This window comes from Hydrogenophaga sp. L99 (genome assembly GCF_058731905.1).
Window position 1 is genome coordinate 394566 of sequence record NZ_CM178972.1, and the last position, 13427, is coordinate 407992.

General features: G+C 61.4%; 13 protein-coding genes. 4 read left to right on the forward strand and 9 right to left on the reverse strand.

The features are described from left to right. The first annotated feature begins 111 nt into the window (after positions 1-111). Positions 112-669, forward strand: a complete 558-nt coding sequence (locus tag AC4QBL_RS01825) for an HNH endonuclease (protein ID WP_472899908.1) — start codon at positions 112-114, stop codon at positions 667-669. Positions 670-749: 80 nt separating this feature from the next. Here AC4QBL_RS01825 and AC4QBL_RS01830 read toward each other — a convergent pair whose 3' ends face one another. The 6 genes from AC4QBL_RS01830 to AC4QBL_RS01855 form a co-directional block, all read right to left on the reverse strand. Next, positions 750-1334, reverse strand: a complete 585-nt coding sequence (locus AC4QBL_RS01830; protein WP_472906700.1) for a COG1361 family protein — start codon at positions 1332-1334, stop codon at positions 750-752. 130 nt (positions 1335-1464) lie between these two features. Further along, positions 1465-2502, reverse strand: a complete 1038-nt coding sequence (locus AC4QBL_RS01835; RefSeq protein ID WP_472906699.1) for an IS630 family transposase — start codon at positions 2500-2502, stop codon at positions 1465-1467. A 37-nt stretch (positions 2503-2539) separates the two neighbouring features. Further along, on the reverse strand, positions 2540-4315 hold the full coding sequence (locus AC4QBL_RS01840) for a hypothetical protein (protein ID WP_472908202.1): 1776 nt from the start codon (positions 4313-4315) through the stop codon (positions 2540-2542). A gap of 153 nt (positions 4316-4468) precedes the next feature. After that, positions 4469-5584, reverse strand: coding sequence for an acyl-CoA dehydrogenase family protein (locus AC4QBL_RS01845; protein ID WP_472908201.1), 1116 nt, complete (start codon positions 5582-5584; stop codon positions 4469-4471). A 13-nt stretch (positions 5585-5597) separates the two neighbouring features. Beyond that, positions 5598-6779: an acyl-CoA dehydrogenase family protein gene (locus AC4QBL_RS01850; protein WP_472899911.1), complete on the reverse strand. Its 1182-nt coding sequence runs from the start codon at positions 6777-6779 to the stop codon at positions 5598-5600. A 76-nt stretch (positions 6780-6855) separates the two neighbouring features. Then, positions 6856-7575 carry a YceH family protein gene (locus AC4QBL_RS01855; protein ID WP_472899912.1) on the reverse strand — a complete coding sequence of 240 codons (720 nt, stop codon included), beginning with the start codon at positions 7573-7575 and terminating at the stop codon, positions 6856-6858. Between the two features lie 14 nt (positions 7576-7589). Here AC4QBL_RS01855 and purN point away from each other — a divergent pair, with 14 nt between their 5' ends. Then, positions 7590-8186, forward strand: coding sequence for a phosphoribosylglycinamide formyltransferase (purN, locus tag AC4QBL_RS01860; RefSeq protein WP_472908200.1), 597 nt, complete (start codon positions 7590-7592; stop codon positions 8184-8186). A gap of 135 nt (positions 8187-8321) precedes the next feature. Here the strand turns inward: purN and AC4QBL_RS01865 are convergent, their stop codons facing one another. Continuing rightward, entirely contained in the window at positions 8322-9941 is a 1620-nt protein-coding gene (locus tag AC4QBL_RS01865) for a peptide chain release factor 3 (RefSeq protein ID WP_472899914.1), read from the reverse strand. 68 nt (positions 9942-10009) lie between these two features. On the opposite strand from AC4QBL_RS01865, the gene AC4QBL_RS01870 reads away from it, so the two are divergent. After that, positions 10010-11278: an RsmB/NOP family class I SAM-dependent RNA methyltransferase gene (locus tag AC4QBL_RS01870; RefSeq protein ID WP_472908199.1), complete on the forward strand. Its 1269-nt coding sequence runs from the start codon at positions 10010-10012 to the stop codon at positions 11276-11278. 168 nt (positions 11279-11446) lie between these two features. Then, on the forward strand, positions 11447-12664 hold the full coding sequence (locus tag AC4QBL_RS01875) for a DesA family fatty acid desaturase (RefSeq protein WP_472899916.1): 1218 nt from the start codon (positions 11447-11449) through the stop codon (positions 12662-12664). A gap of 185 nt (positions 12665-12849) precedes the next feature. Here the strand turns inward: AC4QBL_RS01875 and rpmG are convergent, their stop codons facing one another. Then, entirely contained in the window at positions 12850-13020 is a 171-nt protein-coding gene (rpmG, locus tag AC4QBL_RS01880; RefSeq protein WP_056269543.1) for a 50S ribosomal protein L33, read from the reverse strand. Between the two features lie 12 nt (positions 13021-13032). After that, a complete protein-coding gene (rpmB, locus tag AC4QBL_RS01885; RefSeq protein ID WP_056269541.1) occupies positions 13033-13266 on the reverse strand; it encodes a 50S ribosomal protein L28 in 234 nt (77 codons plus the stop codon). Positions 13267-13427 lie beyond the last annotated feature (161 nt).

Here is a 13427-nt window from a genome sequence, read left to right on the forward strand (position 1 = left end):
TGTTTGTCACAGAAGCACGGTATATTGACACACAAGACGTGCCCTGCTCCCGGGTGGGGGCCTCGTCCTGAAGACAGATTGTCCGGTTGGTCGTCAACGTGGAGGTGGGTCTTGAAGGTCTTGAAGCTGTCTGCACAGGGGTTGCCACAGTCGTGGATCAGCCTCGAAGAGGCTGTGTTGCACTACGCGGCGGACGAGGTGCGCTGGGAAATGGGTGCCCAAGTGGCCGTGTTTCGCGGCGGGCACAACGCGCTCACGGGGCGCCAGTCCTGCATCACCATCAATTCCATCATCGGCACCCAGGGCGTGCCGCGCATCAACCCATTTGACCTGCGCCCCTCCATCACCAACAGCAAGCTGTTTGCGCGCGACCGCAACGTGTGCGCCTACTGCGGCAACCATTTTGTTGAAGACGATCTGACTCGAGAGCACGTGGTTCCGCTGGGGCAAAACGGGCGAGACCTGTGGATGAATGTGGTGACCGCCTGCCGCTCATGCAACCACCGCAAGGGCAACCGCACACCCGAGCAGGCACACATGCCGCTGCTGTACGCGCCCTACGTGCCCAGTCTGTGGGAAGACTTCATCTTGCGCAACCGCCGCATCCTGGCCGATCAAATGGAGTTTCTGATGGCGCATTTGCCCAAATCGTCTCGGTTGCACGCCTGAAACCTTTGCCTTGAGCCTATTAAAAAACCCGCCGAAGCGGGTTTTTTAATGGGTTGGTCGTTCGCTTGAACACCGATCTCTCAGGGCACGCCTGTGGCTGTCACGCTGCAGGTCACCAAAAAGTTCAGACTTGAATTGGCAGGAAAAGTCGCAATCGGTACGCCGGAGCCTTGTAGATTGGCGATGGTCAGTGCGGGCGGAACCGGGCACACGGCGGCCCCGCTGGCCACGCTACAGGTTACGTTGGTACAGCTGAGACCGGAGGTGGCGGGGTCGGTCACGATGGTGTCGTGCGCGTTACCCGGTCCTGCATTGCTCACTGTGACAACGTAACTTGTGGTGGAGCCTGCGACCAGCGTGCTCACACCGTTGTTCTTGGTGATGTTCAGGTCGGCGGTGGTTGTGATGATCACGTCTTCCTGCGTGCTTGAAGATGCCAAGTAGTTCGTGCCCCCCACCGAGCCACCCACCGCGTCAGTGCTCCCTGGCGAGATCGTGGCGCTCGCTAGTGATCGTGTCGGGTCGCTGTAGTTCGTGGCAGCAGGGTTCTGGTAGGTGCCCAAGGTTGCGCCATTCAGGTTGACGATGAATGTGACCGTTAAAGAGGCATTCGGAGGTATGAAAAAGCTGTTGGCTGTCGATCCACCTGGGGTGGCAATGGTCACGGTGGATGTACCCGTTGCCGGAGCAGGATTCGGGCCTGCTGCGCCACCGGAGAAAACAGCAGCGGCTGTAGTGCTCGCGAGCGTGAATGGGGTAGGCAGAGCATCCCTATTGATCCGGCCCTGTGAAGTCTTAAGCTGCATATCGAACGTGATGGTCCTGGAAGTAGCTCATGACGCGCTCGGGGTTTTGCTCCAGCATCGCCATGTGATCGTTGGCCGCATCGCGTAGCTTGGCCTTGGTTCGCACCGGCACGCGCTTGCCCATCTCCTGCTTCAAGTCCGCATTGAGCCGCTCCTCTGGGTTGAGCTGTGGGCTGTAGCTGGGCAGGTAGAACAACTCGATCTGGTCCTGCCGCTCAGCCACCCAAGCCTTCACCAGCTTGCTGTGGTGGACCCGCAGGTTGTCCAGAATCAGAAAGACTTTTTTACCCGCGTCCTTGATCAAAGCTTGTAGGAATTCGATGAGCTTCTCAGCATCGAAAGCCTCGTCAATGATCATCCACCGCGTCTTGCCCTGGTTGGTCACCGTGGCAATCATGGAGAGCTTTTGACGGGTGCCGCCCACGGCCATGGCCACCGGTGTTTTGCCCGCTGGCGCGAAGCTCCTGCCGCGCACATCGGTGTTGACCAAGGCCGTCTCGTCGCCCCAGTGAATCTCGGCCCCCTCGGCCCTGGCGCGCTGCTCAATGCCGGGGTACTCGCCCTCCAACCAAGCCTGCACGGCAGCAGGGCTTTGCTCGTAAGCGCGCTTGATGGGCTTTTGCGGTGTGAAGCCCCAGCGGGTGAGGTACTTGCCGATGCTGCGCACTTGCAGCTTGATGCCAAATTCCTGTTCGATGAGCTGACCCACTGCGGCCCGGCTCCACAAGCTGAAATCCATCTTGAGCTGCTCGGGGCGTTTGTCGATGATCAGGCGCTGGATGGTGTCTTCCTGCGCCTGACCGAGCACCCGGCCATCGCCTCTGGCTCGTCCACGAACAGCGGGACGTATCGCACCCCAGCCGCCAGCGTCAAACAGATCGATAGCCGTTCGCACTGTCGGGTAGCTCAGCCCCGTCATCGTGACGATCTGCATGATCTTGGTGCCTTGTCTGTACAGCCTCACGACCTGTTTGCGTCGTTCGTGAAGTTGCTCCAGTGTCTGACTTCTTGCGCTTTCTTTTTCCATGACACTCTGATCGCGAAAATCAGACAAAGTTCAGACTTTAACGGGCCTTATCTATAATCGCAACGCCTACTGCTGCGCCAACGTTCGAAGCATTTCGAACGTTGATGCTGTATTGCGCGGTGGTATCGGCAGGGATGGTCCTGGTTGGGGATGATGTGCTTTTGCTCACCGTCAATGCGGGGTAGCAGCTGGCGGGGTTTGGAAACTGCGTACCCGAAAAGTTGACGTTTGCTACGCCGCCTGCGCCTGCTGAGGCACCAAACGTATTGCTCACACCGGCCACGGGTGTGTTCACGCCCGCGGCACCGCCTGCGACGTTGATCGTTCCCACGGTGAGACCGGTTGAGCGGATAAAGGCACCGCCGCCGCCGCCGCCGCCGGTGCCTTGTGTTTCGGCGCCACGCAGCGGTAAACCTGTGTTGCCGCCGTCGCCACCACGCGTGCTCACAGTTAGACCTGCGATCGACGTCGATTCTGAAACCAAAACAACGGTTCCGCCTGCACCCCCGCCGCCGCCCGCGTCACGGCCACCGGGAAGTCCATCCTGGCCGTTGGCCCTGAGTGTGCCATTGCCCGTGATGAATCGAGCGCGCACGAATACCAAACCACCGCCTTGACCACCACCGGCCTGGGCGACCGTTGGGTTGTCATTCGCGTTGTTCGATTCACCGGCGCCACCGCCGCCGCCCAAATACAGGCGTGTCGCGATCGGTGCCAGTCCAGTACCTCCAAAACCACCCATAGGCCTGGACCCGTCACCCCCGCAGGAGAAAAAGCCAGCGGCAAACTGAACACAGGCCCCTTGGGTACTTGAACCATCGGCATCGAAGAAGCCGAAGGTGTTACCGCCTCTGCCGCCAGTGCCAGCGTTTCCGCCACCGCCACCGCCCGCGTTGTGTTGGGTGCCACCGCCGCCTGCATTGCCAGGTGCACCTCTGGAGAGATCAAGACCACTGAGATACCCAGAGCTGCCCAGACTTTCCCCAGCGTATCCGTTGGAAATCACGGCCGACCGGACGAACCGCGGCGTACCGGCAATGCCCTCACCTTTTGCCGCACCCAAGTTCGCCGGTGGTGTGCCAGCGGCTTGAGCACTGGCGTAGGTAATGATGTTTGATCCGGTTGTAGTCAATGCTTCCTGAGAACCACCGCCGCGGAAACCAGTAGCGTCCGCGTTGATCGTCGTACCGTTCATGTTCAACGTGCCGGACACGTCAAGAGCAAAAAGCCCCCCGGTGGTCCCATTCCAAGCTGTCACCCCAAGGGTTCCACCGGGCAGCGTTAGCGAAGCAAACTGGGGTACGCGCACGACTTGAAATCGTCGATGCCCTGTGCTCGCGTCAGCATTGGCTGTGGTGTAGGTGTTGGCTAGGGGGCTGTCCAGGGTGACAGAAGTTGCGGTGGCGGAAACGACTCGCTTGAACTCGTACACCCCAGCATTTCTCAAGTTCGTGGAGCCTGTCGCGGGATCGCCTGAGACGCCGTCGCCGTAGGCGCCCGTGTTGGTGTTGTTCACCAACGCGTCTTGCATCTGAATGACCAAGGCGAGGTCACCCGCAGAGAAGCCCGCGATAGCGGCGTTCGTGTCTGCCCTGGCAGAACCGTGATTCACGACCGAACTACCCGAGCTCGCCGTGCCCACGCCCGGAAAATAGGTATTTCGGCTGAACGTTACGCCGTCTTTTCCGGGGGCACCGCACACCTGTGCCATAGCCGGCAAGAAAGTGATGGCACCCAAGAAAAGCACCAAAGAACGTAGAAATGCGCGTTTCAGGTGGCCGAAATCGCGGGTGGGTTGGGTGTTGCTTCTCATCGCTGGGTAGCCCGTGATCGTTTGGAAAAGGATAGCCTGTTCCAAAAAACATAAAGATAAAGTGTTAGTTTACCTTTGATCAAGATGCCTGAACCCACCTCCGCAGGCGCACCTGTCAACTTTCAGGGCGTATCCGTGTAATCCGCACGGGCTTCAAGCAAACACACCCGCCGTGTCCTGCATCCGCTGAGACACTTCGCCCAGGTGGTGCAGCGTGTCGCCAAAGGTCATTTCCAGTTGGGTCAGCTTTTTGAAGTAATGGCTCACGATGTACTCGTCGGTCACGCCGATGCCGCCGTGTAGTTGGACCGCCTGCTGGCCCACAAAGCGCATGGAATTGCCCAGCTGCACCTTGGCCCTGGCCATGGCAGCCCGACGCTCGTCGGTGGGGGCGTTGAGCTTGAGGCTGGCGTAGAAGCTCATGGAGCGGGCCAGCTCCAGCTGCATTTTCATGTCGGCCACGCGGTGGCGCAGCGCCTGAAAGCTGGCAATGGCCACGCCGAACTGCTTGCGGGTGTTCATGTACTCGGTGGTGATGGCGAGCGTCTTGTCCATCACGCCCACCGCCTCGGCGCAGGCGCACGCAATGCCGATGTCCACTGCGTGCTCCAGCGCCAGCAGGCCGTCGGCCGTGATCAGCTGACCTGGTGCGTTTTGCAGCACCAGGTCGGCGGCTCGGCCGCCGTCCTGGGTGCGGTAGCCCTGTGCGTCCAAGCCCGTGGCGCTGCGCGCCACGAGGAACAGTGCCATGCGGCCGTTGACCGTGGCCGACACAATGAAACCGTCGGCCTGATCGCCCACCGGCACCAGGTTTTTGGTGCCACTGAGCGCCCAGCCACTGCCAGTTTGCGTCGCCGTGGTCTTGCAGATGTCGAGGCGGTAGCGCGCACCGCGTTCCTGGTGTGCCAGCACCACCAGCGCTTCACCCGAGGCAATGCGCGGTAGCCAGGCTGCTTTCAGGTCGGCCGGTGCGTAGGCGCCCAGCACGCCGCCCGCGATCAGGGTTTGCTGCAGCGGCTCCAGCACGATGCCGCGGCCCAGCTCTTCCATCACCACCATGCCTTCGGTGGGCCCCATGCCCAGGCCGCCGTCTTCTTCGCTGATGTAGAGGCCTGCCAGGCCGAGTTCGGCCAGTTCGTTGTAAGCGGCTCGGTCAAACCCGCCTGCGCTCACGATGCTGCGACGGCGCTCGAAGTCGTAGCCCTTGTCGACCCATTTGCGCACTGCGTCGCGCAGTTGTTCCTGGTCTTCTGAGAAGTCGAAATCCATGTTGTTGTCTCCTTTAGCCGAGGACCGTCTGGGCCACGATGTTGCGCTGCACTTCGTTGCTGCCGCCATAGATGGTGGTCTTGCGCATGTTGAAGTAGGTGGACGCCAGCGGCGCGTTGGCCACTTCGCCGCCAGGGAAGTTGCCTTGCCAGCCGGCTTCCATGGCCTCTTCCATGAAGGGAATGGCGAACGGCCCAGCCGCCAACATCATGAGTTCGGCGTAGCGCTGCTGAATTTCGCTGCCTTTGATCTTGAGCAGGCCGGCGATGTCCAGCGAGTTCTTGCCCGATTTTTCAGCGCTGAGCACCCGCAGCACCAGCATTTCCAGCGCTACCACGTCCACTTCCAGCAGGGCAATCTGGTCGCGAAAGCGCAGGTCATCCCACACGCCTTCTGCCTTGGCGATGCGCTTGAGGCGCTCAAGCTCGCGCTTGGCGCGGTTCACGTCGGCAATGTTGGTGCGCTCGTGGCTGAGCAGGTGCTTGGCGTAAGTCCAACCCTTGTTTTCTTCACCGATCAGGTTCTCGGCGGGCACTTCCACGTTGTCAAACCAGACTTCGTTGACCTCGCATTCGCCGTCCAGCAGCTTGATCGGGCGCACGCTCACGCCGGGCGACTTCATGTCGATCAGCAGGAAGCTGATGCCGGTTTGCGGCTTGCCCTCGTTGCTGGTGCGCACCAGGCAAAAGATCCATTCGCCGTACTGGCCCAGGGTGGTCCAGGTTTTTTGTCCGTTGACGATGTATTTGTCGCCCTGGCGCTCTGCACGGCACTTCACCGAAGCCAGGTCGGAACCCGATCCAGGTTCGCTGTAGCCCTGGCTCCACCACACGTCGCCGCTGGCAATGCCGGGCAGAAAGCGCTCTTGCTGGGCTTTGTTGCCAAAGGCCATGATGACGGGTGCCACCATGACTGGGCCAAAGGGCACCACGCGTGGTGCACCCGCCAAGGCGCATTCTTCTTCAAACAGGTGTTTTTGCACCGCGTTCCAGCCGGGACCGCCAAATTCTTTGGGCCAGCCGTGGCCGAGCCAGCCTTTCTTGCCCAGTATCTTGGCCCAGCGCTGCATATCGTCGCGCGAGAGGCGCAGCGCGTTGTGCACTTTGTGGGCAATGTCTGCGGGCAGGTTGTCCTTGACCCAGGCGCGAATGTCTTCGCGAAACGCCTGCTCTTCGGGCGTGAATGCCAAATCCATGGGGGTGTCTCCTTGTGGGGCGCGGGTGAACGGGGCGTCCGCGCAAACAAGCCTCAGTTTGGCACGACCGTTCGTTTTAGTCCTGTCCGGGCTGCGACAAGCCGAGTTCTTTGTGCAGGTTTTGCAACTGGTCTTGCAGCAAGGCCACGGTGTCTTCCAGCGTTGCGACGCGGCGGGTGAGTGCGATCACGTCGTCCTCTGTGGCGCCGGTTGCGCCGGGGGCGGCAGCGTTTTGCAGCGCCGACAGATCGACCGGGCCACAGAGCAGGTGCGCCCAGCGCTGCTCGCGTGCCCCGGGTGCGCGCGGCAGTTTTACCACCAGGGCACCGCCTTTTTCAGGGGACCGGTCCTGTAACTCTTCCAGAAAGGCATCGACCGACGCAATGTCCAGAAACTTGTACCAGCGTTCGGTGTTCAGCCGCAGTTCACCGGCGGTTTGCGGGCCGCGCAGCATCAGCATGCCCAGCAGCACGGCAGATTGTTCGGGCACACCCACGGCCCGCATGAAGTTGTGTTCGTAGCGGGTTGCCCGTCCGCCGCTGGTCTCGAACACCAGATTCAGATGGCGCAAGCCTTCCAGTGCTTCCACCACCAGCGCGTCGGGCAGTTGCAGCACCGGGTCGCGGCTGGACTTCTGGTTGCAGCCGGTGATCAGCGTGTTGAGCGTGAGCGGGTAGCTGTCGGGCACCGTGCGGGCCTTCTCCATCAGGGTGCCCAGCACGCGGGCTTCGGCAACGGACAGCGGACGCTGTTGAAAATCGTGTGAACGCGGGGCGGTCGTGGTTTCTGGAGTCATTACACTTCTTGGCCATGGCAGGCGTGAACAAAAACATCGTTATTCTGATCTCCGGCAGCGGCTCCAACATGGCCGCCATCGTCAAGACCGCTCAAAAACACCACTGGGGAGAACAATTCGGCGCCCGTGTGGCGGCCGTCATCAGCAACAAGGCCGAGGCCAAGGGCCTGGAGTTTGCCCGTGAACAGGGCATCGCCACCGCCGTGGTGGACCACAAGGCGTTCGCCCACCGCGAAGCATTTGACGCCGAGCTGATGGCCACGATCGACCGCCATGGCCCCGCGCTGGTGGTGCTGGCCGGATTTATGCGCATCCTCACACCCGGTTTTGTGCAGCATTACGCCGGTCGGCTGATCAACATCCATCCCAGTCTGCTGCCCGCTTTCACCGGGTTGAACACGCACCAGCGCGCCATCGACATGGGCTGCAAGTTTGCCGGCGCCACGGTGCACCGCGTGACGCCCGAGCTGGACCATGGCGACGTTCTGGACCAGGCCGTGGTACCGGTGTTGCCCGGTGACACCGCGCAGACATTGGCCGCGCGCGTGCTGACGCAGGAACACATCATTTACCCGCGTGCGGTAGAGCGCCTGCTCACACGGGTGGTCTGAGACAGCCAGTCCCGCCGTTCCACGAAGGGCTGTCCACCCAGAACGCGGTGGAACCGGCTTGCCGGGCCAGGAGCAAAGCCCCCTGGGGGGTGACGCCGTAGCCGGCGCGGGGGGTGCTTTGCCTTGCGCGGGGGGTTACATGGACTTATGAAACACCAGGCCCGCGTGTTCCCGCATGGCGTGAAACTTGATCTTCGGCCAATTCGCCTCCACCGCCCGCAGCGTGGCCTGGTGGTCGACCAGCAACGTCGGCGCGTCCACGGCGTCCAGCGCCACGCGGTGGCTGTTGGCATCAATGAACTTTTTCAGCTCTACCTCGCCACCGTCTTCGGGCGCACATGTGACCCAGCGCGCCACCTGGTAAGGGCTGTTCATGATGCGGGCTTTCACGCCGTATTCGTGCTCCAGCCGATGCGCCACCACCTCAAACTGCAACTGCCCCACCGCGCCGAGCAACAGCACGCTGCCCGCCACCGGGCGAAACACCTGGATGGCACCTTCTTCGCCCAACTGGGTCAGGCCGGCGCGCAGCTGCTTGCTGCGCAGCGGGTCGGCCACTTCCACGCTGCGAATAATTTCTGGCGCAAAAAACGGCAGGCCGGTGAATTGCAGCGTCTCGCCCTCGGTCAGCGTGTCGCCCAGTTGCAGCACGCCGTGGTTCGGGATACCAATGATGTCGCCGGCAAAGGCCTCATCCAGCAACTCGCGCCGCTGGCTCAAAAAGCTCACCACCGTGTTGGGGCGCAGGTCTTTGCCGCTGCGCACCACTTTCAGTTTCATGCCGCGCTCGAAGTGGCCGCTGGCCACGCGCACGAACGCAATGCGGTCGCGGTGCGCAGGGTCCATGTTGGCCTGAATCTTGAACACCACGCCGGTGAATTTGGGCTCGTCCGGGTGCACAACGCGCTGAATAGCCGGGCGGTCGCCGGGCGGGGGCGCCAGGTCCACCAGCGCGTCCAGCACCTCGCGCACGCCGAAGTTGTTCACCGCCGAGCCAAACAGCATCGGCGTCTGGCGCCCGGCCAAAAATTCGGCCTCGTCAAACGCGGGTGAGGCGCCTTCCACCAGTTCCAGTTCTTCTTTGGCTTGTTCAAATTCGGCGCCAAAGCGCTTCACGCTCTCGGGGTTGTCCAGGCCGCTCAGCACGTCTTCGTCGCCACCGCGGCGGTCTTCGCCGGCGGCAAACACGCGCATCTGGTCGGTGCGGCGGTCAAACACGCCCCGAAACGTTTTGCCCATGCCCACAGGCCAGGTGAATGGCACCACTGTCATGCCCAGTTCGCGCTCAATCTCGTCCATCAGGTCCAGCGGGGCCTGCACCTCACGGTCCATTTTGTTCACAAACGTGAGGATGGGCGTGTTGCGTGCCCGGCACACCTGCAGCAGGCGCCGCGTCTGCGGTTCTACGCCGTTGCCAGCGTCGATCACCATCAGCGCGGCGTCCACGGCGGTCAGCACGCGGTAGGTGTCTTCGCTGAAGTCCTGGTGGCCCGGGGTGTCGAGCAGGTTGATCACGCAGTCGCGGTATTCCATCTGCATCACCGACGAAGCCACGGAGATGCCGCGCTGCTTTTCAATCTCCATCCAGTCGGACGTGGCGTGGCGCGCCGCCTTGCGCGCCTTCACCGAACCGGCGATGTTGATCGCGCCCGAAAACAGCAGCAGTTTTTCGGTCAGCGTGGTTTTGCCCGCGTCGGGGTGGGAAATGATGGCGAATGTGCGCCGGCGGCGCACTTGATTGGAGAGTTCTGACATGGACACGGATTATCCCCTCCTGCGCAGCAGGCGCAGGGGGAGGCAAGCCCAGGGGGGATAATTCCAAGATGCACCCAAAAGCCCTTCTGGACGAATGCGCCAACCTGATTGAACTCGTTTATAAATTTGAGCACCCCGCCGATGCGGTGGTGTCGCGCTATTTCCGTGAGCACCGCTCGCTCGGTCCGCGTGAGCGGGCCACCCTGTCTGACACCGTCTACGCCACCCTGCGCGAGCGCCTGAAGTTTGAATGGCTCGCGCGCTCCGGCAGCGGCTCCAAGTGGCGCCGTTTGGCCGTGTTGGGTTTCCCCGGCGACCGCGACTTTCTTAAAAGCGCGCTGACCGATGTGGAAAAAAACTGGCTCGACCACTGCGATGCCGTGAAAGACGCCGACCTGATGGCGCCCCACCGCCACAACCTGCCCGAATGGCTGGCTACCGCGCTGCGTGAGCAGGTGGGCACCGAATTTGATGCGCTCGTGGCCAGTCTGAACCAGCCCGCCCCGCTCGACTTGCGCGTGAACGTGCTCAAAAAGAAGCGCGAAGTGGTGCTGGCCGAATTGCGCCAGGCTGGCCTTGCCTGTGAGCCCACCCCTTATTCATCCATGGGCATCCGGCTGCAGGGCAAGCCCTCGCTGGCCAAATTGCCCGCGTTTGTGCAGGGCGACGTGGAGGTGCAAGACGAAGGCTCGCAACTGTTGGCTTTGCTGCTGGACGCCAAGCGCGGCGAAATGGTGGTGGACTTTTGCGCTGGCGCAGGCGGCAAGACGCTGGCCATTGGCGCGGCCATGCGCAACAGCGGACGCCTGTACGCGTTTGACACGTCCGGGCATCGGCTGGACGCGCTGAAGCCCCGGCTGGCTCGCAGCGGCCTGTCCAACGTCCACCCCGTAGCCATTGCGCACGAGCGCGACGACCGCATCAAGCGCTTGGCGGGCAAGATCGACCGCGTGCTGGTGGACGCGCCTTGCTCAGGCCTGGGAACGCTGCGCCGCAGCCCCGACCTGAAGTGGCGCCAAAACCCCCAGACGGTGGCCGCCCAAGCCGAATTGCAGCAGGCTATCTTGCACAGCGCGGCGCGCCTGTTGAAGCCCGGCGGGCGTTTGGTGTACGCCACCTGCAGTCTGTTGCCTGCCGAAAACGAGGCCGTCGTGGCCGCCTTTGGCGAAGCCCACCCAGACTTCGAGCCGGTGCCGGTGGTGGATTTGCTGGAGACTGCCCAAGTGCCGCACGCTGCGTCCTTGTGCACGGGTGATGAGGGCCAAATGCTGCGTTTGTGGCCACATCGGCATGCAACGGACGGCTTTTTCGCTGCCGTTTGGCGGAAGAAGGCTTGAAAAATCAGGCAAAAGCCTGATCTTGATCAGATTCGGGTCTTCCAGACGCGTAGGCATTTGGTGTTTTGCACCCCCCCGCCTTAAAATCCGACGTGTTTTGGTTGCTCTTTCATCAGAGCGTTTATCCCTCGTGTTCCCGCCGCTGTTGGGCGGTCATTTAGGACATCAATGTTTTCTACCGATTCCGGATTCTTTTCCACTTTGTGGGATGGTCTGATTCAGCAGTTGGCCCACGGACTGACCGAAGCCAGCTGGTGGCAGATTGTGCTGGTGACCCTGGTGTTCACCCACATCACCATTGCCAGCGTCACCATCTTTTTGCACCGCCATCAAGCGCACCGTTCGCTCGACCTGCACCCCATCGCGTCGCACTTCTTCCGTTTCTGGCTCTGGCTGACGACGGGCCAGGTGACCAAAGAATGGGCGGCGATCCACCGCAAACACCACGCCAAATGCGAGCAAGCGGAAGACCCGCACAGCCCGCATGTCTATGGCATCAAAAAGGTGCTGTTTGAAGGCGCTGAGCTGTACCGCGCCGAGTCCAAAAACAAGGAAACCATGGCCCGTTACGGCCACGGTACGCCGGACGATTGGATCGAGCGCAACCTCTACACCAAGTACTCCTGGCAAGGCGTGGCGCTGATGATGATCATCAACATCGCCCTGTTTGGCGCAGCGGGCCTGGCGGTCTGGGCGGTTCAAATGGCCTGGATTCCCATCACGGCAGCCGGCATCATCAACGGCGCGGCCCATTACTGGGGTTACCGCAACTTTGAGGCAACCGACGCCAGCACCAACATCTCGCCATGGGGCATCCTCATTGGCGGTGAAGAGTTGCACAACAACCACCATACCTACCCCACCTCGGCCAAGCTCTCGGTCAAACCCTACGAGTTTGATATTGGCTGGATGTACATCAGCATCATGCAGATGGTGGGTCTGGCGACCGTCAAAAAGACCCCGCCCAAAATGGCTTACGGCGACGTCAAACCCGTGGCCGACGAAAAAACGCTGGAGGCGATCATCGCCAACCGCTACGAAGTCATGGCGGGTTACGCCCGCAAGATGCGCGACGTGTTCCAGCACGAGGCTGCCACGCCCAAGGTGGACGCCAGCGTGCTCAAAACGGCCAGCCGCTGGCTGCACCGCGACGCCGACAAGGTGCCCGCTGCCGCCGTACCCCAGCTGAGCCAGGCCCGCGCGGCCTATCCGGTGCTGGACAAAATGGTGGTGATGCGCGAAGAGTTGCGCCAGATCTGGCTGAACACCTCGCATTCTCGCGAGCAACTGGCTGCTGATTTGCAAGCTTGGTGCCGCCGTGCAGAAGAGAGCGGGATCGCTGCACTGCGCGAATTCTCGATCCAGCTGCGCTCAGCCCGAGCCTGATTTGCCTGTCCAACGCGCCGCTTGTGCGGCGCGGTAGTCCTAGATGTCTTTGACTTGTAAGACCCTGCCCAAAAGCGACGCATCAAGCAGGGTGTAAATGGGAAAGCCTTGGAGTTCTGGGTCTGCAGAAGCATAAAAAAAAGCCGCTGTGAAAACAGCGGCTTTTTTGTTCGTACCCAGCTGAATTACTTCAGCTTGATTTCTTTGTAGTCCACGTGCTTGCGAGCTTTTGGATCAAACTTTTTGATCAGCATCTTCTCGGGCGTGGTCTTCTTGTTTTTCGTGGTGGTGTAGAAATGGCCGGTTCCAGCAGTGGATTCCAGCTTGATTTTCTCGCGTGCGCCTTTGGTTGCCATGTTCGGTTCTCCTTAAGCCTGGCCGCGTGCGCGCAGGTCTGCGAGCACGGCATCAATGCCGTTTTTGTCGATCAGGCGCAGGGCTGCACCGGAGACGCGAAGACGCACCCAACGGTTTTCGCTCTCGACCCAGAAACGGCGGTATTGCAGGTTCGGCAGGAACCGGCGCTTGGTTTTGTTGTTGGCGTGGGAAACGTTGTTCCCGACCATGGGCTTCTTGCCCGTTACGTCGCAGACGCGTGCCATGAGGACACTCCGATCATTTTCTAACAGCTGTTTGCCAAGGACCTGACGCGGTATCGCGGCAGGCCGTATCTGGCATTTCAGCCTCACCTCGCCAGGATAGGGTGGCGGTAACCCGAATCTTGCTGCGCGGACCAAAGCCAAAGCCCAGTATCCGGGAAATT